We start from the raw sequence: 21,767 nt of genomic DNA, 5'->3' as shown, positions 1-21,767 counted from the left end.
AACGGGGCTCAAGCCACGAGCCGAAGCTTTGGATGTGTACCGCAAGGTGCACGTGGTAGCGGAGCGTTCTGTGATATAGAACGCTGCCTCTTTGCTTCCTTCGGGAAGTTTGGAGGCAATGTTCTGACTGTGAAGCCGGCCTGTGAGGGATCCGGTGGAGTGATCAGAAGTGAGAATGTTGACATGAGTAGCGACAAAGAGGGTGAGAGACCCTCTCGCCGAAAGTCCAAGGGTTCCTGCTTAAAGCTAATCTGAGCAGGGTAAGCCGGCCCCTAAGGCGAGGCCGAAAGGCGTAGTCGATGGGAACCAGGTTAATATTCCTGGGCCAGGAGATGGTGACGGATCCCGAGTGTAGTTCCTCCTTATCGGATTGGAGGGGCTGCTTAGGGGTTCCTGGAAATAGCCCTCCGCAAGACCGTACCCTAAACCGACACAGGTGGACAGGTAGAGTATACCAAGGCGCTTGAGAGAACCACGTTTAAGGAACTCGGCAAAATGCCTCCGTAAGTTCGCGAGAAGGAGGCCCTATTCGGACGCAAGTCTGGGTAGGGGGCACAAACTAGGGGGTGGCGACTGTTTACTTAAAACACAGGGCTGTGCGAAGCCGTAAGGCGACGTATACAGTCTGACGCCTGCCCGGTGCTGGAAGGTTAAAAGGAGGGGTGCAAGCTCTGAATTGAAGCCCCAGTAAACGGCGGCCGTAACTATAACGGTCCTAAGGTAGCGAAATTCCTTGTCGGGTAAGTTCCGACCTGCACGAATGGCGTAACGATCTCCCCGCTGTCTCAAACGTGGACTCAGCGAAATTGAACTGTGTGTCAAGATGCACACTACCCGCGGTTAGACGGAAAGACCCCATGCACCTTTACTATAGCTTCGCACTGGCATCAGGATTGTGATGTGCAGGATAGGTGGTAGGCTTTGAAGCAGAAACGCCAGTTTCTGTGGAGCCTCCCTTGAGATACCACCCTTCGCACTCTTGATGTCTAACCGCGGTCCGTTATCCGGATCCGGGACCCTGCGTGGTGGGTAGTTTGACTGGGGCGGTCGCCTCCCAAAGAGTAACGGAGGCGCGCGAAGGTAGGCTCAGAGCGGTCGGAAATCGCTCGTTGAGTGCAATGGCAGAAGCCTGCCTGACTGCAAGTCTGACAAGACGAGCAGAGACGAAAGTCGGTCATAGTGATCCGGTGGTCCCGAGTGGAAGGGCCATCGCTCAACGGATAAAAGGTACGCTGGGGATAACAGGCTGATGATGCCCAAGAGTCCATATCGACGGCATCGTTTGGCACCTCGATGTCGGCTCATCTCATCCTGGGGCTGGAGCAGGTCCCAAGGGTACGGCTGTTCGCCGTTTAAAGAGGTACGTGAGCTGGGTTTAGAACGTCGTGAGACAGTTCGGTCCCTATCTGCCGTGGGTGTAGGATACTTGAGAAGAGTTGCCCCTAGTACGAGAGGACCGGGGTGAACGGACCACTGGTGGACCAGTTATCGTGCCAACGGTAGTGCTGGGTAGCTATGTCCGGACAGGATAACCGCTGAAGGCATCTAAGCGGGAAGCCCCCTTCAAAACTAGGTATCCCTTGAGGGCCGTGGAAGACCACCACGTCGATAGGCCAGAGATGTAAGTGCAGCAATGCATTCAGTTGACTGGTACTAATTGCCCGATAGGCTTGATTTGATCCAGTAGAAGATAAACTCTACGATCAACAAGTATACACAATAAACGTCAGTGACTTGACTTGGACATGGTTCTTTCTCGGTTTGGTGGTCATAGCGCGAGCAAAACACCCGGCTCCATTCCGAACCCGGCAGTTAAGTGCCGTCGCGCCAATGGTACTGCGTCTTAAGACGTGGGAGAGTAGGTCACCGCCAAACCTAGTAAGAACCAAGATATTCTCTCAAACGATACTCAAAAAACCCCAAAAGCTTAACCGCCCAAGGGGCTAACGTGCAACAAATCGCACACCGTCGCGGGATGGAGCAGCCCGGTAGCTCGTCAGGCTCATAACCTGAAGGTCGTAGGTTCAAATCCTACTCCCGCAACCAACACTAATTCATCAACACATTCAACGGCTTGAGTTTTATCGCTCAGGCCTTTTTGCGTTTTGGACCCCAAACTCAACAAAAGCAGCGCCGCCAAAGCGCCCTCCAGATGGATGCTCAGCTTGCCCCCCTCAGGCGGCGGCGTGAGCACAATCCGGTCAATCAACCCCCGCAACGCTTCCTTGGCCTCCAGCATGCCTTCGGGCTGTTGCAGCTGTTCAATGAGCAAACCCACCTGGTCACGATAGGTCTCCGCCATCTTCGGGTGAATTCTGATAGCGGAGGGGGCGGGTTCGCGCGATAGCTGCGCTTCCAACTCGATCCTGCGCGCGTCCAAGGCATTCATCCGGTCTTTGACTTGATCGGCGGGGACACCGGCAAGGATCGCATCGATCAGTTTGGAATGGTCCCGCTTGGTGGCGGAAAGCTCCTTCTCTAAGCTTCCCTGGTTTTGCGTGGCTTCCGCCTGCAGCCGGTTCCGCTCCTTCGCGTATTCCTCGCAGAAAATCGTCAGAGCCTCTTTATCCATCAGATTGTTTTGCAGGGCATCCAGCACGCGCCGTTCGAGTTCGGCTTGACCAATGGTCGCCATGTTGCTGCACACCGCTTTGCCTTTGTTGCGCGCGGTTGAGCAACCAAATTGGCTTTGCGACACTTTGGCAAAGCCGCCACCACATGCGCCGCAGGTCATCAGCCCCGAAAACAACGTCTTTGGCCTGCGCCGGTCCCAGACCGGTGTATCTGTGTTCTTAACCTTCATCGCCCCCTGACGGTTGCGCACCGCATTCCACAGATCTTCATCAATGATCCGCAGCTCGGGCACCTCCGTGATAACCCAGTCCGCTTCGGGATTGAGCCTTGAGATACGCTTGCCGGTCTCGGGGTCTTTGACATAAGTGAGCCGGTTCCAGACCTGGCGGCCGATATAAAGCTCGTTGTTGAGGATGCCGGTGCCACGTTCACGGTTGCCATGCAAGGTAGATGCGCCCCAGGTCTGTCCCGACGGGCCGGGGAGGACTTCGGCGTTGAGGGTCTCGGCAATCTTTTTGGGCGAAAGCCCGGCCGCATAGTCCTTGAAAATACGACGCACCACAGCAGCCTCAACGGGATTGATCTTGCGGTCCCCTCTGATTGGCTCACCACTCGCGTCGTAACGGATGACATTCTGATAGCCGTAGGCTTTGCCACCCGCCGATTTGCCTGCCAGCGCGCGCCCTTTGAGGCCGCGGTGGGTTTTGATCGCGAGGTCCTTGAGGAACAGCGAGTTCATCGTGCCCTTCAGGCCAATGTGCATCTCCGAGATGACACCCTCACTGACGGTCTCGATCACAACGTCGCGGAACTGCAGCTTCTGGTAGATCGACGCGATATCGGCCTGGTTGCGCGAAAGCCGGTCGAGGCCTTCGGAGAGCACCACATCAAACGCGCTCATTTGCGCATCCCGCAGCAGCTTTTGGATCCCGCTGCGCATCAGGCTCGCGCCGGAAATCGCTTTGTCAGAATAGACATCAACCACCTCCAGCCCCTGACGCGCCGCATGTTCGCGGCAGGAACGGATCTGGTCCTCAATCGACGCATCCCGCTGCATGTCGGTCGAAAAGCGGGCATAGATAACGGCGCGCAAAGGCTGGGTCATGAGGGGCATCCATTTAGGGGCTTAGGCATCCCGCGCATGATCGGCGCGCGCCAGATCGCGGGCAAGGGCTCGAAGAAGGCGATGAAAGGCCTCTCGATCATCCGCATCCGGTGGCGTTTTGGCAAGCGTGGCGTTTGGGGCGGCTGCGCAAACGGGGGCAGCCGCCGGTGTTGGCGCGTCCTTTCGTTCGGCAATATCCCTCATATCCCGTGCCATCAGCCGAGGTCTCCTGCCCGTCCCACCGCAGGGCTGGGCGGTTTGAATTGGTGTGTTTAGGGGCCGGCGTTAGTCCGGTTGTCTGACCCTCTATATACAGCACTGCAGACCTCCTAGTTTAGCAATAACCCATATTTATCCGTCGTTTAGGCGCTAAATATGTGGATAAACCGGATGCGAAATTCTTTGCCCAATTCTTTTGATACGGACCAGAAGCAAAATAATCGCTATAGAAAATCGCTGATTTTTGAGCTCGAGAAAAATCCGGATTTTCCGCCTAATAAAGGTATCGAATGATTCGCCTGAACACCTGCCTTGGCCCGATGCCTGCGCTTTGCTGGGGGGGCGTTGAGTTTCCTCATCGCGCGACCTCTTCTGCATATGTTGTGGCAGTTTCTGGCGCCTTGCTTTGTCCCACCTTGCGCAGAAATGGTTCAATCGCTGCCGCGCGCATTGACCGCTTCTGCAGCAATTCCTGCGCCAATGCCTCAAGCACGGTGCGATGCCGCGTAAGGATCGCTGCGGCCCGCCGCTCGGCGCGCACCAACCTCTGGCGCACGCGGTCGCTGATAGCGGGTGAGGTAAGCAGGGCATCGTTCGGCTTCGCATGCCAGACAAGACCTTCGTGGCCGAGGCCGTAGGTCGTTTCGATATCAAGCGCATAGCGGGTCGCTTTGGCCAGATCTGAGCTCTCTGGCCCACCCGATCCGGCAGAAATTTCATGAAAGATCAGGTGTTCCGCCGCGCGGCCAGCCAGTGAATAGGCCATTTCGGCTTCAATGTCGGCGAGGAGGCCTTGGTGAGCGACAGGTTGGCGCAAGATGGAGCCACCGTCTGCCGTAATCTGGATGCTGTCAATTCGCCCCAAATTTAAAGCTGCGCCTATAACGGCGTGGCCAGCTTCATGCACGGCGATGCGCCACAGAAGCGGGGCGTTTTGGCCCGATGGGCCGGTGTTGAGGTGCTCCCGCAGCATCGCGATGTTGAGCATCTTGCGACTGTGGCGCGCATCTGATCTGGCCGCGCGGATCGCGGCGTCTAGTTCTGCCGCGCTATGTCCAACAGCCAGCGGCACGAGGCTGCGCAACTCGCCATCGGCGATATCGTCAACGAGATGATGGCGCAGAATGGCGAGGAGGGCATCTGCGTCTGGCAGCGGCACCTTGATTTTGATGTCCATCCTACCGGCGCGCAAAATGGCAGGGTCCATGCGATCCGGATGGTTGCAGGTGCCAACAACAATCACGCCTTCCTCGCGGGAGATAGCATCGAGCTCGGCCAAGAACGTGGAGATGACCTGCGTTCGGTAATTCGATGCGTGACGGTCTGCATCACTGCGCGATCCGACAGCATCGATTTCGTCGATGATCAACAAACAGGGCGCACGTTTGCGGGCTTCCGCAAAGCTGGCGCGCATTTCGCGCAGCATATCGCCAAGATGGCCCGCAGATTGCCACTCGCCAAAGCCGCCGGTCACTGTATTGATGCCAGCGCTATTCCCCATTGCGCGCGCGAGCCAGGTTTTCCCTGTGCCAGGCGGGCCAAACAGCAGCAGGGAACGGCTGATTTCTTGCCAATCGGCCTTGCCTTGCCTCCACAACACCAGATCTGCAACGATCCGACGGGCGGCCAAAAGTGCAGGGCTGTCACCTGTCATGTCCTCCAGCCGCGGGCCGCATTGCGCGTCCCGCTTGGTCATCTCATTCAGGCCCAGAAGCGCTGTTTGAAGACTCGGCGCGCGTAAGGCAGCGCAGGCATCGGCCGTGCTAAGCTCGGCCAATGCGGCATCCGTTGGCAGCGCCACCCGCAGATCCTTGAGATTTCCAATCTGATCCGAAAGGTGGCCTGACTCGATGTAGGTCGTCAACACGTCCTGATTGATCGGCTCCAGCCGCAGGATCGGTGGCGCGAGGATCAGCAGATTTTGCGGCAAAGTGATTCCGCCGGTTTGCAAGAGCAGCACCGGTTCAATCCGGTCCAAGCTTTCCGCAATCGCCCGACTAAAACGGTCTTGTGCATTCTTCGCCAGCACGCCTTCCGTGACATCTGGTGCAACGACTTGCCAGCCCGACCGAGGAAAACAGCCTGTCAGCGTATCTTTGAGCGTCGTCAGATCGGCTAGTGGGATGTCGCGCAGAACTGTCAGCGCGCCACATTGGCGACTTTGCAGCTCAATCTCTTGCGACCTAAACGAGGCCGCAAGCCGAAATGCCGTCAGGAGCTGCCGCGCAGGAATGTAGCGTGATCGCTGGTCAGTGGGTGTTGCGAAGCGCTCAACGCCTTTTCCGGACTCGAATTTGGCGAAGATTTCTTCAAGATCTGACGAGTCATCCTCTGTGTCGCCTGTCCCTGAGAAGGTTGATGACGATACGCCGTGGTGCCGACGCAACCGTCCGATGAGCGTGTCGGCATAAGCGACCCAGGTTGGCAGTTTTGTGTTGGATTGTGGCATGACAGAGCCCTCCTGATTTCGAGATGTGTGGAGCTGGCCCCCGAACGCGCTGTTCGAGGGAGACTGCGGGACTGGTGCGCATTTTATGCGGGGATTTTATGCGGCGTGGCGGCCGAGTGCGTCCTCGACCTCGCCCAAATAGTTGAGGATCGTGTGGGTCAGACGCGCTTCATAGATTTCGGATTTGACGCGGATCTTGCCGCGGTAAACTTCCGGATCAACAACACAATCGCTGAAGCCCAACCGCAACTGCGCATGCAGACGTTTTTCGATGACAATCGCCTCTTGCCCTGTTGGCACAGCAACGGCGTGCAAGATGGCGCAAGGCATCTCTGGATCGCGCCGAAGCTGATGCCTCAGGCGGCTTTCGGGATCACGCGAAAATCCCTACTTTACCAGTTTCCGCCCGTTCTCCAGAGTGAAGGCCATGGCATAAAGATAGCTCGGTGCGGCGGGCCACGCGACGCCGCAGCCGCCACAGCCAAAGCGGCCAGTTTGTATGTTGGCGCGCGCAATCCGTTGCTCATGGCCACAACCGCTATGGCGATAGTGCCGGTAACTCGGGTTGGCCTCAGGATCAGGTCCAATCAGGTGCCAGCCCCGTGCGGCGGCTTCAAGGGCTTCGGTTGCAGCCAGGCAGGTCTCGCACCGAATATCGGCTTCACCGCGGGCTACGCGCTTGATCCGCTCAAACTGGCGGCGGATTTCGTGACCGCAGGGCAGGCGATAGACGCCGTAATGGCGGTTGGTTTCGTCGCGGCGCAGGAATTCCAGACCGGCGGCATTCGCGTCAGCAGCCCAATCACGTTCAATACAGGCGTGGCACAAGGGCTGGGCCGTCATCAGCGTGAAGCGTTTGACCTTGCTCAACGTGCCACAGGTTTGGCACTGCAGGGCAAAGTGCAACCGATCGGCAACGCGGGCAACAAAGGTGAACCCTTTTGCTTCGGCAGCCGAAACCCAGTCGGTTTTCACAATCCCAGTAAAGATAGGCAAGGAAATGTCATTGATAGTCATGCTGTTCGGGGAGTTGGTGATCATGTTCATGGACGTGTTCTCCAAAATGGAAAAAGATATGCATAGGCAAAAAGGGTCGGACGGGCCCTCAAAAGCCCGCACGGCAGAAAAAACGGTAAGCACACAGCGGACGCATCCGAGGGGATCGGAAGGCCGCTGGTAGTTTTGCCGGAATGATCAGATTAGAACGGGGCGAATTCGCAATCGTCTGTGGGATCGTCGCCGTAATCTGGCGCAGATGAGCCGTCAAACAGCGGCAAAGCCGCCAAAGCCGTTGTCAGATGCCGCGCCTGAATCAACATCGCATTGCGGTGCATCGCCGTGGCCCCGATCCCGGAAACCTGAAATTTGGTAAAAAAGGACATCTGCATCAAGCGATGCAACTTACGCGCCCCGCCAGGCTCTTCATGGCCCAGCATAGCATCAATCAACTGCGCCATCCGGCCGAGGGGGCGGTCTTGCGGGTAATCGTTGGGCAGTGCATGGAAATGGCGCAGGCTGTCTGTCACCCGCTCATGCGCGAGTTCGGCATCCCGCATCCACGAAAAATATGCCGGATCCTGGCTATAACTGACATCTTCCAGATCACGTTCCGCGCCGATCAGATTGGCAACGGAAGCCATCAGGTCGGTGAAGGCAATCGTTTTTGGTGTTTGTTGCGGGACTTCATTCGGCGTAAAGGCCGTGGTAGAGAATTGCGTAGTCATCGTTGGTCTCCTGACGATTGATGATGATTAGGAGGAAGGCGAGGGTGTGGAGCCCTTGCTTTCCTCTGAGTATTATGGAACTATAAAGCCATAAAGCCATAAAGTCAACTAAGGATTCGGTATTATGGATAAAGAAACGAAAATGGGCCGCCCAAGGGTGGATACTGAGGCTGTGAATCTTCGCTTGCCGCGCGACATGATTGAAGTAATTGACGATTTGCGGCGCATGCAGCCGGATTTACCGACAAGACCAGAAATGATCCGTAGGGCGCTCGCTGAATGGCTCGAGCATGCGGGGCATCCAAATAACTGAACTGCCCCCACATAATGTTCCTTCGAGATTTAGCGTTTATCAAAAGGATCGCGATGGACGGCCTATTGCAATTTGCACAAGTTGCCGAAATCAAGCGAGGTTCCCCCTCGCACAAGGCTTACATCTGTCAGTTGCTAAGCAAAACCGACTTATGCGTCACATAGCTGACCCAGAGCGCGGCGCTACGTCCGAAGTGGAGTGCCCCCGCTGAAGTGGTCCACCAACTGGGATAGTATAATCCCATTTCAGGAGGACCAGAGATGGCTGGAAAGAGAGACAAGCCCGAAGAGATCGTGCTGAAGCTGCGGCAGGTTGAAGTGTTGCAGGGGCAAGGCAGCTCGCTTGCCGATGCCGTGCGTCAGATTGGCGTGACGCAGCCGACCTACTATCGATGGCGCAAAGAGTATGGTGGCATGAGCCGGGATCAGCTCAAACGGCTGAAAGAGTTGGAGACCGAGAATACCCGGCTGAGGCGCGCCGTGTCGGATCTGACGCTGGACAAGATGATCCTGACCGAGGCCGCCCGGGGAACCGAAGGTCCGCGTCAGCGAAACTTCTAAGCCCTTCCCGCCGTCGTCGATGTATCGACCATGTGCGGCAGACTCTCAGCGTATCAGAGCGCCGAGTTTGCCGCACCTTGGGACAGCATCGCTCGACCCAGCGCAAGGTGCCCATCGGTCTGCCCGACGAAGAACGGCTGACCGAGGACATCATCGCGCTGACAGAAGAGTTCGGACGCTATGGGTATCGCATGATCACTGGAATGCTGAACAACAGCGGCTGGCATGTGAACCATAAAAGGGTCGAACGGATCTGGCGGCGGGAGGGGCTGAAAGTCCCGCAAAAACAACCTAAGAAGTGTCGGCTTTGGCTGAATGACGGTTCTTGCGTGCGGCTGCGGCCGGAGCGTCCGAACCATGTCTGGTCCTGCGACTTCGTCCAAGACCGAACCCATGACGGGCGGATCTTCCGCACTCTAAATATCATCGATGCGCTGCCTGGCAGGCTTTTGCGCAGCAAATGCCGAGAGGGAGTTCACGAAGGAGGCTCTGGTGATCCGTGTCAAACGCAAGCTGAATTCTACAGACGTGGTCGACGCATTGACCGACCTGTTCATTCTCCGCGGACCGCCGGAATACATAAGGTCCGACAATGGCGCCGAATTTATCGCCAAGAAGGTGAGGGCATGGATCGGAGCTGTAGGCGCGAAAACCGCCTTCATCGCGCCGGGTTCACCATGGGAAAACGGCTATTGCGAGAGCTTCAACGCACGGTTCCGCGACGAACTTTTGAACGGCGAGGTCTTCACCACATTGCGCGAGGCCCAGGTCCTGATCGAGAGATGGCGTCGTCACTACAACACCGTCAGACCTCACAGCGCCTTAGGGTACCGTCCACCAGCGCCCAAAAGCATCGTCCCGATAGACCAGAGGCCGACCATGCACTAACATTCAAACTGGACCACTCGGTGGGGGCAGACCAAATTATTGTAATTTCATGATCCCGTAAATTGAATATAAAACCCTTGTTTCGAAACATTTTGGGACGCGCTCCTTATTACTCATTCTCTGCGTCGTGACGCAGTTCTGCTTAGGGCTGGGACCGGTTGATCGCGCCGAAGCCTGTGAGGTTAAGATCTGCGTGCCGCACCGCCGCAAGTCCGGTTTGAGCCCTCTTTGACAAATGCTGCGCATCGCACGAATGTCCGCTATCATGAGACCTTCCAAAAACCTCCAACAACCACTTAGGTTTTGAACGGGGTTTTTGGCAGCGTCAATCCGGGTGGTTTTGGCGCGTTCCAAAAAGGAGCGTTTTAGGAACGATTTTAGAACTGTGGCCGTTCAAATACCTTATTTCCGAAAATTATCATTTGTCTGACTAAATTTAACAGCCCAGCACATTCATTCCCAAGAATGAACGTATTAATGCTGCATTTGATTGCCAGAGACTACCAACGGAAGCAAACATCAAAACAGAGAGAATTTCATGAAAAAAACAATTTTGGGCATTTCTTTGGCAATGCTAGCAACAACGTCTGCTTTTGCAGGAGCTACATGCACACAAGTCGGCATTAATACAATTTGTAGTGACAGTAATTCAGGCACTACCAGCACCTGCACCCAAGTTGGTAGTATTGTCATCTGCAACTAAAGAAATGACCTACAAACGCCGCCCCTGTTGGGCGGCGTTTGTAGGTAAATATTCAAAAATGACCGTTTTTGAACGGTTTGCCAAACCAGACATTGAAGCAGTGCGGCGCGCGGCAGCTTTGTCCGCGGAGCAGACACCCGCGCGTGCCGCGTCGAGGGTCAGGTTTGGGTCGGAAATGCTTGGCATTTGTGTCAGGATTGCTTGGCACGGCCTCCCGACAAGATTTAGATAAACCGTGGGTTCGAGTCGCTTTAGCATGGCATTTGACTCCTACCAACCCAAAGGCAACGGCCTTCATCTAAGCTCACATCAGAGGCGGGCTACTCAGGCCCTCGAACACAGTCACAACCATCCGCTCTACCTGCTGCAACGAAACGCTTATGTCGAGCGCTACAACCGGACGGTCGGGCACGAATGGCAGGACATCCATATCTTCGAAACCATCGGCGAGGTGCAGCAGATTGCCACCGAGTGGCTCTGGTCCTACAACAACGAACGACCCAACATGGGCAATGGCGGGATGACACCCGCCCGGAAACTGAAGATGGCCGAGTAAATTCTACGACCCAGCCTCCGTAAAAACCGGGGGGATTATCCCAGCCACTCGGGGCGGGCTCAAAGCAAGGATAAGGCCCTCAAGGCCTTATCCGCGCAATTACCCAACGGGTGATGGAGCGCCCCCCCGGCGTAAGGGGCAGACGAGGTAGCTTTAGCTACCTATAGTCTGTCCCTGTGCATAGCTCTTGGCGCTGCTATTTCAGCAGCGGGCGCACAGAAGATAAGACAACCAAACATAACAAATCTGGTCGAAGACGAATAGCGTAAATCATATTCGATGTTCTTCTTTGCCGCGCCATACGCACGGCCTTGATGCGTGTTCACACGCATTTTTTGCGCGCAATTGAGGTAGGGCGCGAAGCAGAAGGGCAGGCCTTGCAAGCAAGGCCCGGGACAGGAGTTTATTAAGAGTTTTTAGGGCGGGTAGGTGGAAAGGTCAGGAGCGCAGGAGTTGACGGTGGATCGGTTTGAAAGGGCAGATTGCGGTCAGGTATAAAATAAAGTGCATATTTTCAGCGGGATATGAGGCCGTCGTCCACAGGAATTGATCTTCCCCTCTGGAAAACACCCTCTGATTTTCGCGCTATGGTCATATGTGGTTGTCCAAGGATCATCATCCAAGGACACACCATGGCCTATCAGTTTTTCCATATCGAAACCTACAGCGAGCAACCAAAGCCCGTCAAAGGTTCAAAAGACCAATTCAACAGCGCGGCGCAGGTCGAGGGGGAAGCTGCGCGGGACCCGCTCTATTCCGAGCATGTCGACAGCCCTTTGCCGCCGAAGCAACTTGCGGGCACGCTGTCGATTGCGGATTTTCGGGCAAAACGGGCGCAGCTTCTGGCCAATATTACGGAAACCGTCACCGCCAAAAACGGCACGACTTACACACGCGCCCTGCGCAAAGATGCAGCGACGCTTTACACCGAAATCCATTCGCATCCTCTGGCATCAGAGGAGGTCATGGCGGATCCGGATGCGCATGCGCATAGTATTGTCGACTGGGGGACGCGCGTGTTGGATGATTTTAAGGCGCGTATGCCGAAGGGTATCGATTACACATCAGTCCTGCATCTCGACGAAGGCCACGTCCACATCCATATTTTGGCGATGAACACAGCTGATACGAAGCTGGACGCGAACAAATTGCATGCGGGCAAGATGGCTGCGGCTGTGCATCGCGATCAGAATGTCTCGGATGCGATTGAATCCCTGCCAAAACCCGACCTTGCAAAGCGTCCGAACAAGCCAAAGAAGTCGCGCCCGTCAAAGAACCGCGTCACCCAGAAGAAGAATGATGCTTCCCACGCCGCCGCTGTGAATGCTTGGGAGACGGAATGTGCTGAAATTGACATCGCGAACGACAAGCTGATCACTGCATGGCAGGCTGAGAACAAGCTACATCTGAAAGAGGGGCGTCAGAAGCGTGGGCGTCCATCAGTCCAGACAGCCTACATCGCCGCGATGAAAAAATTGCAGGACGACTACTATGAGGCCGTTGGCAAACCTTGCGGCTTGCTGCGTATCGGCCCGCGTTTGGCGCGGAAATCCACCAAGGAATACGCGGCAGAGAAAAAACAGGCCAAACGACTGGCCGCAGAGGCGGCGCGGTTGGAAGAACAACGGAAAACGCTAGTGGCGAAAGAGAGCGAGCTGGCTGTTCTTGCAGACGACTTGGCATCCGTCGGAGCAGCGTTGGCGGAGCAGGAAACGACGCATAAAGCCGATGTCGAGGCCGCCAAAAACGCGCTTAAGCTAGAGCGGGCGTCCTTCCAACAGGCCAGGGTTGCGGTCGAAAAGGTCCATAAAAGCAGGGCAAAAGAACTTGTCGAAAAAGAAAATGAGCTACTGCGCCGTGAGGCCGAACTGACCGAGGCGGTTGAAGCCATGAGCGAGATATTTGAGGCGGTGGAGGCCGGCGAGGCGGAAATTGTAAATAACAAACTGTTCATGTCCCGCTGGCCGGACATCGTCTCCCGCATGCAAGGTGCCGACCGGGATCAGGTTTCTTCACCAATCCGCAAGCTGATTAATGGCTTCACGCGGCTTGTTCTGCGGTTGTCGAAGCGGATGCAGGGCAGTGACGCGCCGGATTTGCAGGATGACAGGCCGGGGCTGGGAGGTTGAAGGGTTGTGGAGGAATGCTCTCGAAGCAGCATACAAGCTATACACGGATCGAAACCATCGACACGAAGGGCGGAAAACCGTCCTTCGCGGCGCATCGCACGAATGACCACTTTTGTTGCGGCTGGACCTCGAATTCTGAACTGATAATCTGGCACGGCCGGTCTCTATGAAATGGGTAATCCCCCCATTTTTAACGGGGTGCGGTTGTAGAATTCATGCGGCCATTTTCAGTTTCTGGGCGGAAGTGATGCCGCCAATGCCCATGTTGGGTCGGTCGTTGTTGTATGTCCATAACCATTGTGTGGCGTGATCTTGAGCCTCCTCGATGCTTTCGATGATGTATTGGTCGAGCCATTCATGCCGGACGGTGCGGTTGTAACGCTCGATATATGCGTTCTGCTGTGGTTGACCTGTTTGGATATGCTGGATGGTAACCCCATGTTTCTCTGCCCATTTCATCAGCTTTTCACTGATGTATTCGGGGCCATTGTCGACCCTTATGGTGCCTGGCTTGCCGCGCCATTCGATGATCCGGTCTAAACTGCGGATGACCCGTTCAGCTGGCAAAGAAAAGTCGACCTCGATGCCCAAGCCTTCACGGTTGAAGTCGTCCAACACGTTCAACAACCGAAATGCCCTGCCATCCCCAAGGCGATCTGCCATGAAGTCCATCGACCAGGTCACATTTGGTGCCTCAGGCACCGCCAAGGCGTCAGGTTTGTCGCGCTTCAACGGCTTGCGCGGCTTGATCCGCAGGTTCAACTCCAGCTCGCAGTAGATCCGATAAACCCGTTTGTGGTTCCATGGATGCCCCTTCACATTGCGCAAATGCAGAAAACACAGGCCGAACCCCCACGTCTTGCGGGCGTCGGTTAGCCCGGTCAGCAGATCAGCGATCTCTTCGTTCTCGACACGCAACTTCGGGCCATACCGATAACAGGTCTCGCTCACCCCAAAGGCCCGGCAAGCTAGGGCGATGCTTGCCCCACGTCGTGCCACTGCATTCTCGGCCATCTCGCGGCGTTGATACGGCCCCGTCACTTTTTTCCAAGGGCTTCCTTCAGCAAATCCGCCTGCATGCTCAGGTCCGCATACATCCGCTTTAGCCGACGGTTCTCATCTTCCATGGCCTTCATCTGGCTGACCATGGACGCATCCATGCCGCCATACTTTGCCCGCCACTTATAAAACGACGCGTTGCTCATGCCATGCTCACGGCAAAGCTCAGCCACCGGCACACCGCCTTCAGCTTGGCGCAGGATCGCAAGGATCTGGGGTTCTGTATATCTCGTCATCTTCATCTGAATCTCCTCATGCATCTTGCCGAGAAAATTCTACTTCCGCAGCCCCTTACTTTCGGGGGGGATTACCTACCGCTTCGGGCATCGGCTGATTGAAGTAGGCCTGATTGGGGGTTTTGTCGTTAAGCGAAGAAATGCGGTCGGCGGGTGTTGTAGAAGGTCAGATACCGACTGATCCCAGCGCGAGCCTCGGACACGCTGTCATAGGCCCGCAGGTAGACCTCCTCATATTTGATGCTCCGCCAGAGGCGCTCGATGAAGACATTGTCTCGCCAAGCCCCCTTGCCATCTGTTACCGGCAGTTGATTGCTTGCAATCACCGAGAGGCATGCTGATCTTGATCTCGTTGGCTGCCGGCACTTTGATGAAGTCGGTCAAGGTGAACTGGCTACCCTGATCGGTGTTGAATATCTCGGGCGTGCCGTGTTTCGCCAGCGCCTCCTCCACAGCTTCTATGCAGAAGTCGGCCTCTAACGTGGTCGATACCCGCCATGCCAGAACGCGCCGGGTGAACCGATCCAGCACAGCCGCGAGATAGATGAACCCGCGCGCCATAGGGATATAGGTGATGTCCATCGCCGCGCTGCGCGTCAGCGCATGTTGACATGCGCGAGAGTGAGACCTGATTGGGCCTGGTAATCGGCAGTTTCCTCAACAGATAGGGGTAAATTTTGTGCCTCGGTGCCGGTTTCGAGGTGTTCGGCTTGCGGTAGCGCGCCTCAACTCCCATGCGTTTCATCAGCGTGGTAACGTGCAACCGCCCGACCTTGATCCCTTCCTGGACCAGCAGTCCCTGCAGCATGCGGCTGCCCGCGAACGGGAATTCCAAATGCAGCTTGTCGATCTGGTGCGTCAGCTTTAGATCGGCGTCCGGCACACGCGGGGCTTGTAGGAGACACTGCCTCGGCTTACCCCCCAGCATCATCGCTTGGCGGCTGACGCTCAGCTCGGCGGTGGGATCTATAATTCTTTTGCGCTCGGTAACAGACCCGCCTTTCCGAGCGCGCCGGACAAAAAAAACATTCTCCAGCGTCAGCTCTCCTATCCTCGCGTGCAGGGTCTTCACATCGATCACAGGTTCCTAGGCCGCCTTCGGGGCGTCCCCAAACATCTCGGTCGCACCTTGAAGCAACTGGTCGCGCCACTGCTTGATCTGGTTTGCCTCTCGGTGTTTGCAGGCAAACACCTGCCGGTTACAGATGAACGTCAAAATCTTGCGCCAGCTCGATAAAGTTTTTCTCGCCCTTAATCGCGGCTACTGCCACCTTCGCCTTGAATGCCGGGCTGCGATTCCGGCGTGGTCGTCTTGCCATGGTCTTCTCCTTGCTCGCAGCATCATGCCGCTATTGCACAGAAAATCCACTTATCCCGGCTGTTAAGATTTCCGGAGCCGCCTCTAGATCGTTGGGTCTGGAACCTTTTAACATAGCGCTATTACGCCTTAAGTGTTGGACTGACGTACGCCTACGTGTGATAAGTTACCACAGGGCTGTTTTAACACGCTAGGGTTACTCAGACGGTGCAATCCGCGAAATAAATATGTTGGCTATCGCATTAAGGAACCTAAAATACATGAAGACACTTCAAATCGGCCTCGAATGGATGCCTGAACGGGCCGGTGGATTGCCCCGATACTATTATGAATCCTGGCAAGCCTCGCATGGTCTTTATGATTTTCGCGGTCTGGTTATCGGGTCTGACAAGGTGGCGAAAACCAGTGACGGCGAGGTGATCGGTTTTGCGCCCGCCTCCGCGCCCTTGCTGCAACGGATGGCAAAGGCGCGGCAAAGCGCACGGGCGATCATCGCCGATTGGAAACCCGATCTTCTTGTGTCGCATTTCGCGCTGACCACGCTGCCGGTTCTCGGAGTAGTGGATGCGCCGTTGGTGCAACAATTCCATGGCCCTTGGGCGCTGGAGGGGCAGGTCGAAGGTCATCGCGGACTGCGCTATTCGCTCAAAAAATGGACTGAGACGCGAGTTTATCATCGCGCCACCCGCGCGATCACCCTCTCAAACGCTTTCGCCGATGTTCTGGCGCGCGATTACGGCTATCCGGCAGATCGGATCGATGTGATCCCGGGCGGGGTGAATGTTTCCAATTTCAACATCGACAGCACCCGCTCCGCCTCTCGGCGACGGCTTGGCTGGCCCGAAGATCGTCCGATTGTTGTGGCTGTACGGCGTTTGGTGCCGCGGATGGGGCTTGAAACATTGATCGACGCCGCTGCCGTGCTGAGCAAACGCCATAGTGATTTCCTCATTAAAATAGCAGGGAAAGGGCGGCTCGCAGAGAGTTTGCAGGCGCGGATCACCGCGCTTGGGTTGGAAAACAATGTCGAGTTGCTCGGCTTCGTGCCGGATGAGGATTTGCCGCATGCTTACCGCGCGGCGGATTTGTCGATTGTGCCAACGCAATCGCTGGAGGGGTTCGGGCTGATCGCGCTGGAAGCTTTGGCGGCAGGGACGCCGGTGTTGGTGTCGCCGGTGGGGGGGTTGCCCGAAGTGGTCACCGATTTGGATAACCGGTTGATCCTGCCCTCTCCGCGCTGCGAAGATATTGTCGAGGGGCTGGAGGCCGCGCTATATCGCGGGGAGGTGCCGTCATCGGCGGACTGCCTTGCCCATGCGGAGCAGTTTGATTGGAAAATGATCGCGACACGGTTGCGTGATTGTTATGCAAAGGCCATGGCATGAGCGCGCCGCTTCCCCGCGTATTTTTCCTCGATCAATCCGGCGACCTTGGCGGGGCGGAATTGTCGCTTCTGGATATTGTCGGGCAGTATCGGGGCGAAAAACGCGTTTGCTTGCTGTCTGACGGGCCGTTTGCCGCGAAATTGCGTGCCGCGGGACACGATGTGCAAATGCTGCCGCTGACGTCGGGTGTGCGGCGCGGCAGTGGCGTGGCTGAAATGCTGCGCAGCCTACCGCATCTTGCGCGGGTGATTGCGGGGATTGGCCGTTCGGCCCGCGCGTTTGATGTGGTCTATGCGAATACGATGAAGGCGCTGGTTCTGGCCGCGCTTTCGCGTCCGCTGCATCGCCGCCCCGTGATTTGGCACATCCGCGATATTCTCAGCGCCGATCATTTCTCGCCTTTGGCGCTTAAAGTGGCGCGAAGTGCGGCGAACCTCGGCACCGATCGGCAAATCGCTAATTCGGAGGCCACCGCCGCCGCGTTTCGCGCGGCAGGCGGGCACCAAGAGGCGGTTGTGATCCATAATGCGATCCCGACCGGCGCTTTTCATCCGCAAAATCGCGCTTCTCTCCGCACGGTACTCGTCCAAGAAACCGGACTTGATCCGGCCAACCCGATCATCGGCGTTTTCGGACGTTTGGCCGAATGGAAGGGCCAACATATTGTTATTGAGGCGATCAGCAAAATCTGCGGTTGCCAGCTTGCCATCGTTGGCGGGGCATTGTTTGGCGAGAATGCCGCCGAGGCGCGCCTACGCCAAAAGGTGGCGGATCTGGGGCTGTCGGAACGGGTCCGGTTTCTCGGGTTCCGCGATGATGTTCCCGCATTGATGGGTGGCGTGGATATCGTGGTTCACAGCTCAATCCAGCCGGAACCGTTCGGGAGGGTCATCGTCGAGGCGATGCTGGCGGGAACGCCGGTGATTGCCACGCGGGCCGGAGGAGCAATCGAGATCGTCACGGATGACGCCACCGGCCTCTTGGTTGCGCCGGGGGATGTTGACGCGCTCGCGCAGGCGATCGCGCGGCTGATCGCCGATCCCAATCTACAACAGCAATTTAGCGAGGCCGCCTTGATCGATGCGAAGGCGCGGTTCTCGCCCGAGATATGTTTCCCGCGGATTGATTCGGTAATCTGTTCCGTGGCGGGACAACAGCCCCCACCCTCATCCGCAGGCAGGTAATCATGCAACAAATCGTCGGTTTGAATTGGCTTCGGGGGATCTCGGCGCTGCTGGTTGCTTTGTCCCATGCGCGCCCGTTCTTTTATGAAAACTTCTCGCAATTGGGAGCCGATGTGCCGCCCCTCGTAAAAGGGTTTTATCTTGTTACCAGCCTTGGCCATCCCGCAGTCATGGTATTTTTCGTTCTTTCGGGATATCTCGTCGCCGGCTCCGCCTATCGCAGCCATACTGCGGACGCGTGGTCTTGGCGCAATTATTTGACTTCGCGATTGAGCCGGTTATGTGTGGTCCTCGTGCCCTGTCTGATTTTAACCTTTGGCCTTGATATGATTGGGCAATACGGGTTCGGATCGGGGTTCTACATCGGCGAACACCCCGAATATTGGAGCGATCCGGAAGCGGGCGGTCAAATGGGCATTGCCATCTTCATCGGCAATATCTTCTTCGTGCAAACGATCCTCGTTCCCACCTTTGGCAGTAATGGCCCGCTGTGGAGTATTGCCTACGAGTTCTGGTATTACATCCTGTTTCCGCTTGCGATGTTGGCGCTTCTCCCCGGCAGACCGGCCAAATCGCGGATCATTGCTCTGATCGTGTTTGGCGTCATCGCGCTCGCCGTGGGCGGCAAAATCATGGCGCTGTTTCCGGTATGGCTGCTGGGATTCGTGGCGTGGAAACTGCGCGAGAGCGCCTTCGCGATCCTTCTGCGTAGGACTCGGATAGGGCTGACCGTCGCGTTCAGCACGGTGATTTTGATGCTGGGGTTCCGCGCGATGCAGGCGGAAGGGCTGCTCTATGATTACATATTCGGCTGCATGGTTGCGCTATCGTTGCCGGTTTTGACGGGGTCGCTCTTAGGGAGGGGCGCAGCATTCGCGCATCGGCTTTCCGATATGTCCTACTCGCTTTACCTGTCGCATTTTCCGGTTCTCGCCCTGCTGGCCGCGACACACGGAAATACCCGATCGACCGAGATTACGGCCGATCTGCCCCTATTCTTCGCATGGCTGATGATAGTGTTCATCGTCGCCTTCGCGATTTGGGCGGTTTTTGAACGCAACACAAATCACGTTCGAGACTGGCTGCGCGCCTTGTAAATCGGGGTGTCATCGCACTAAATAGCAGCCCCCAAATTGACCGGTAAGATCAGAGTGGGGACTAAATTCATGCGCTCCGATATCGGATCAAGACGTGAGGCCGCATTTTGCCGCAAGCCATTTCGCCACGGTGGTTGAATCATTTTCTAGCAGCGCTTGATCGAAAATCGCGACCCCGTAAATCCGGCAGGCGTAGCGGTTTGAACTGCGGAATGAAAGCAGTCAGAAATCGCTCGGCGTACCAAAGGTCTGGGTATATCTGTCGCTGGTAATGCTATAGGCTGATGTCTCGAGTTTGACCGAATTAGACGAATATTGTGCCATCGCATATGATTTCACTGGGACAACCGTATTAGAGCGAGCCGCCTGTTGTGTAGATGAGGCGCGATCAATCGCTCGCAAATACCCATTCACCATCAATGACTTATAGTTACTATCGTTTTGATATAGCGTCGCAATCCCGCCCTCCGCCGCTGAGAGCGGCTCGAACCCTGCCGCAATGGTGAACGGATATGCGCTCACCGGAGAAGCACAAGTCAGGATGTCATCCACCCCATCACCTTCCAGCCAATGCAACGTGCCGTTGGTCCGATATAGCGGGCGGGCTGCGGCGATGGGCTGCGTCAAATGGTGGTTATTCCCGCTCTGGTCTCGGATCACCGCAACCGCCTGGCCATCCGCGGTGACCTGAGTTGTCATTGCAATATCGGTAAACATATTCGCGCGGTCAGAAGGATCATAAAGCGCCTTCAAACCCGGGATTTGTGCCACAAAACAACATTCACGTCGACTCTGCCGAGTCGCGAGAACGCAGATCGATAAAGACATACCTAACATTTTTGACCTTCCTACACCTGATTGATGTTACATTTTTCGCAGAAGACCCCTAATAATCGCCTGACCTACCGAACGCTCCGCCAATAAGGAAATCAGCGATGGAATTGAACACTGCGGCACCGCGCAAATGGTAGCGGAATAATTGATGCCATTTGTTCGCCGCTTAATCACATTCCTCGCCGGAAATATCGTGGCCCAAGGCCTTGCCGCCGTGACGGGCCTGTTGCTCGTGCGGTGGCTGACCGTGGAACAATACGCCATTTATACCATCGCGATTTCGATCATGGGCGCGATTTCCGTGCTGGCGAAAGGCGGCGCGAACATCGGCTTCGTTGCGCTTTTGGGGCGGCTTTGGCCCGATTATGCCCGCGCGGGCGAATTGGTCCCCGCGCTGGTCCATGTCCGCCGGTTGTTGATGATTTTCCTGATGCCATTGGTGCTTTGCCTCGCGGCGGTGATTCTATGGCGAAGCGGCGCAGACTGGATGCAAAGCGGCGCCATTCTGATTCTGCTCGGGGCGTTTTGGGTGGTCGATCTGAATAGCCGGATTATCGATCAAATCTTGTTTTTTGCGCATCAAACAAGCCGGGTCCAAATGCTGGATTCGGGCCTCGCAATCGGCCGCCTTGCGGTGGTTTCAGCGCTATTTGCCATCGGCGGATTGAATGCGATTTCGGCGGTTTTCATTGGCGTTCTCGTGGCACTCGCCCGAATTTGGCCGATCCGGAAGTGGGTGTTCCAAATCGTGCCCCGCGTCACCACCCAGCCCCGCGCCGAAGATGTTGAGGAAATCGTCAGCGGCGTTAGACGCCAACTCCCCGTTGAGGCTTTCTACGTCTCGCAAGCGCAAATCGTTCTCCTGCTGCTCGCCTTCAAAGCCGATGCCACCGTGATCGCCGGCTTCGGCGCCCTGATGCGGATCTCGGCACTTCTCGGCCCGATTCGCGTCGTAAATGCCGCCTTTTTTGTCCCGATCGTCGCCCGAGCCAAAGACAGCGTGATCCAAAAAATATTTGGCCTCACCGCTTTGATTAGCATTCCGGGCCTGATCCTATTGGCAATTGCTGTTGTTATTCCCAACGCATTGCTATGGCTTCTCGGGGAGAATTACGCACATCTCAAAAGCGAAATTGTCGTGCTGGCGATCTGCGTCGCGTTTATCCAAACGGGCGGTGAATATTGGAATATGATCGCGCATCGCGGGTGGGTCGAATATTCCCTCGCGCAAATTCCACTTGGCTTCATGTGGATTGGTGGCGCGGTATTATGGCTGGATCTTTCGACGATTTCCGGAGCACTGATCTTGAATGCAGGATTCACAGTGCCGGCAATTTTGATTGGCACGCTGGAAATTATAAAACACCGCAAGGACAATCCGAAACAGCCGTAGCCTCAATGCCGTCTTCCGCCCGCAGATCATTGCGATGCAAC

At 56.2% G+C, this 21,767-nt stretch carries 13 protein-coding genes, 1 tRNA gene, 2 rRNA genes and 3 pseudogenes (1 of these 19 running past the window's edge); 11 read left to right on the top strand and 8 right to left on the bottom strand.

The features are described from left to right. The 3 genes from SJY32_RS01455 to SJY32_RS01445 form a co-directional block, all read left to right on the top strand. A 23S ribosomal RNA gene (locus tag SJY32_RS01455) occupies window positions 1–1,678 on the top strand (it extends 1,157 nt beyond the left edge of the window). Window positions 1,679–1,760: 82 nt separating this feature from the next. Then, window positions 1,761–1,875, top strand: a 5S ribosomal RNA gene (rrf, locus tag SJY32_RS01450). 94 nt (window positions 1,876–1,969) lie between these two features. After that, window positions 1,970–2,046: transfer RNA gene (locus SJY32_RS01445), tRNA-Met, on the top strand. Here the strand turns inward: SJY32_RS01445 and SJY32_RS01440 are convergent. From SJY32_RS01440 to SJY32_RS01420, 5 genes are all read right to left on the bottom strand, one after another. Further along, window positions 2,003–3,631: a recombinase family protein gene (locus SJY32_RS01440; RefSeq protein WP_376871032.1), complete on the bottom strand. Its 1,629-nt coding sequence runs from the start codon at window positions 3,629–3,631 to the stop codon at window positions 2,003–2,005. The genes SJY32_RS01445 and SJY32_RS01440 overlap by 44 nt on opposite strands. 622 nt (window positions 3,632–4,253) lie before the next feature. Continuing rightward, window positions 4,254–6,347, bottom strand: a complete 2,094-nt coding sequence (locus SJY32_RS01435; RefSeq protein ID WP_376870746.1) for an AAA family ATPase — start codon at window positions 6,345–6,347, stop codon at window positions 4,254–4,256. Between the two features lie 96 nt (window positions 6,348–6,443). Continuing rightward, window positions 6,444–6,677 carry a hypothetical protein gene (locus tag SJY32_RS01430; protein WP_376870744.1) on the bottom strand — a complete coding sequence of 78 codons (234 nt, stop codon included), beginning with the start codon at window positions 6,675–6,677 and terminating at the stop codon, window positions 6,444–6,446. 57 nt (window positions 6,678–6,734) lie between these two features. Continuing rightward, window positions 6,735–7,394 carry a hypothetical protein gene (locus SJY32_RS01425; RefSeq protein WP_376870742.1) on the bottom strand — a complete coding sequence of 220 codons (660 nt, stop codon included), beginning with the start codon at window positions 7,392–7,394 and terminating at the stop codon, window positions 6,735–6,737. A gap of 152 nt (window positions 7,395–7,546) precedes the next feature. Next, window positions 7,547–8,071 carry a hypothetical protein gene (locus SJY32_RS01420; RefSeq protein ID WP_376870740.1) on the bottom strand — a complete coding sequence of 175 codons (525 nt, stop codon included), beginning with the start codon at window positions 8,069–8,071 and terminating at the stop codon, window positions 7,547–7,549. A gap of 124 nt (window positions 8,072–8,195) precedes the next feature. Here SJY32_RS01420 and SJY32_RS01415 point away from each other — a divergent pair, with 124 nt between their 5' ends. The 4 genes and pseudogenes from SJY32_RS01415 to SJY32_RS01400 all read left to right on the top strand — a co-directional run bounded on the left by SJY32_RS01415 (window position 8,196) and on the right by SJY32_RS01400 (window position 13,220). Further along, on the top strand, window positions 8,196–8,384 hold the full coding sequence (locus SJY32_RS01415) for a ribbon-helix-helix domain-containing protein (protein WP_376870738.1): 189 nt from the start codon (window positions 8,196–8,198) through the stop codon (window positions 8,382–8,384). Window positions 8,385–8,644: 260 nt separating this feature from the next. Then, window positions 8,645–9,832, top strand: a pseudogene (locus SJY32_RS01410) (IS3 family transposase). 1,070 nt (window positions 9,833–10,902) lie between these two features. Beyond that, window positions 10,903–11,091 (top strand): annotated as a pseudogene (locus SJY32_RS01405) (integrase core domain-containing protein); the annotation flags it as partial. Window positions 11,092–11,723: 632 nt separating this feature from the next. Next, complete coding sequence (locus SJY32_RS01400) at window positions 11,724–13,220, top strand: Mob protein (RefSeq protein ID WP_376870736.1); 1,497 nt, start codon at window positions 11,724–11,726, stop codon at window positions 13,218–13,220. A 213-nt stretch (window positions 13,221–13,433) separates the two neighbouring features. Here SJY32_RS01400 and SJY32_RS01395 read toward each other — a convergent pair. Both SJY32_RS01395 and SJY32_RS01390 read right to left on the bottom strand, forming a co-directional pair. Then, window positions 13,434–14,521, bottom strand: a protein-coding gene (locus SJY32_RS01395) for an IS3 family transposase (protein WP_376870734.1) whose coding sequence is annotated in 2 segments (ribosomal slippage) — window positions 13,434–14,260 and window positions 14,260–14,521 — 1,089 coding nt in all. Because the reading frame shifts where the segments join, the coding sequence is not laid out codon by codon here. 49 nt (window positions 14,522–14,570) lie between these two features. After that, window positions 14,571–15,834, bottom strand: a pseudogene (locus SJY32_RS01390) (IS3 family transposase). A gap of 259 nt (window positions 15,835–16,093) precedes the next feature. Between SJY32_RS01390 and SJY32_RS01385 the strand changes: the two are divergent. The 3 genes from SJY32_RS01385 to SJY32_RS01375 are packed head-to-tail and all read left to right on the top strand — an operon-like array spanning window position 16,094 to window position 19,499. Then, window positions 16,094–17,218 carry a glycosyltransferase family 4 protein gene (locus tag SJY32_RS01385; protein ID WP_376870732.1) on the top strand — a complete coding sequence of 375 codons (1,125 nt, stop codon included), beginning with the start codon at window positions 16,094–16,096 and terminating at the stop codon, window positions 17,216–17,218. Next, complete coding sequence (locus tag SJY32_RS01380) at window positions 17,215–18,402, top strand: glycosyltransferase family 4 protein (RefSeq protein ID WP_376870730.1); 1,188 nt, start codon at window positions 17,215–17,217, stop codon at window positions 18,400–18,402. Before SJY32_RS01385 ends, SJY32_RS01380 begins: the two co-directional genes overlap by 4 nt. Window positions 18,403–18,404: 2 nt before the next feature. Then, window positions 18,405–19,499, top strand: coding sequence for an acyltransferase family protein (locus SJY32_RS01375; RefSeq protein WP_376870727.1), 1,095 nt, complete (start codon window positions 18,405–18,407; stop codon window positions 19,497–19,499). 222 nt (window positions 19,500–19,721) lie between these two features. Here the strand turns inward: SJY32_RS01375 and SJY32_RS01370 are convergent, their stop codons facing one another. After that, complete coding sequence (locus SJY32_RS01370; RefSeq protein ID WP_376870724.1) at window positions 19,722–20,336, bottom strand: hypothetical protein; 615 nt, start codon at window positions 20,334–20,336, stop codon at window positions 19,722–19,724. A 145-nt stretch (window positions 20,337–20,481) separates the two neighbouring features. On the opposite strand from SJY32_RS01370, the gene SJY32_RS01365 reads away from it, so the two are divergent. Next, a complete protein-coding gene (locus tag SJY32_RS01365) occupies window positions 20,482–21,726 on the top strand; it encodes a hypothetical protein (protein ID WP_376870722.1) in 1,245 nt (414 codons plus the stop codon). Window positions 21,727–21,767 lie beyond the last annotated feature (41 nt).

The organism is Albirhodobacter sp. R86504 (assembly GCF_042466415.1).
Classification (GTDB): domain Bacteria; phylum Pseudomonadota; class Alphaproteobacteria; order Rhodobacterales; family Rhodobacteraceae; genus Albirhodobacter.
This window is presented reverse-complemented; position numbering and strand designations above follow the sequence as displayed.

What these genes read in the sequence shown, in the direction of transcription:
- SJY32_RS01440 (WP_376871032.1), bottom strand. Translation starts at nt 3,631, where the DNA reads ATGCAGCGGGATGCGTCGATTGAGGACCAGATCCGTTCCTGCCGCGAA.
- SJY32_RS01435 (WP_376870746.1), bottom strand. Translation starts at nt 6,347, where the DNA reads ATGCCACAATCCAACACAAAACTGCCAACCTGGGTCGCTTATGCCGAC.
- SJY32_RS01430 (WP_376870744.1), bottom strand. Translation starts at nt 6,677, where the DNA reads ATGCCTTGCGCCATCTTGCACGCCGTTGCTGTGCCAACAGGGCAAGAG.
- SJY32_RS01425 (WP_376870742.1), bottom strand. Translation starts at nt 7,394, where the DNA reads ATGAACATGATCACCAACTCCCCGAACAGCATGACTATCAATGACATT.
- SJY32_RS01420 (WP_376870740.1), bottom strand. Translation starts at nt 8,071, where the DNA reads ATGACTACGCAATTCTCTACCACGGCCTTTACGCCGAATGAAGTCCCG.
- SJY32_RS01415 (WP_376870738.1), top strand. Translation starts at nt 8,196, where the DNA reads ATGGATAAAGAAACGAAAATGGGCCGCCCAAGGGTGGATACTGAGGCT.
- SJY32_RS01400 (WP_376870736.1), top strand. Translation starts at nt 11,724, where the DNA reads ATGGCCTATCAGTTTTTCCATATCGAAACCTACAGCGAGCAACCAAAG.
- SJY32_RS01385 (WP_376870732.1), top strand. Translation starts at nt 16,094, where the DNA reads ATGAAGACACTTCAAATCGGCCTCGAATGGATGCCTGAACGGGCCGGT.
- SJY32_RS01380 (WP_376870730.1), top strand. Translation starts at nt 17,215, where the DNA reads ATGAGCGCGCCGCTTCCCCGCGTATTTTTCCTCGATCAATCCGGCGAC.
- SJY32_RS01375 (WP_376870727.1), top strand. Translation starts at nt 18,405, where the DNA reads ATGCAACAAATCGTCGGTTTGAATTGGCTTCGGGGGATCTCGGCGCTG.
- SJY32_RS01370 (WP_376870724.1), bottom strand. Translation starts at nt 20,336, where the DNA reads ATGTTAGGTATGTCTTTATCGATCTGCGTTCTCGCGACTCGGCAGAGT.
- SJY32_RS01365 (WP_376870722.1), top strand. Translation starts at nt 20,482, where the DNA reads ATGCCATTTGTTCGCCGCTTAATCACATTCCTCGCCGGAAATATCGTG.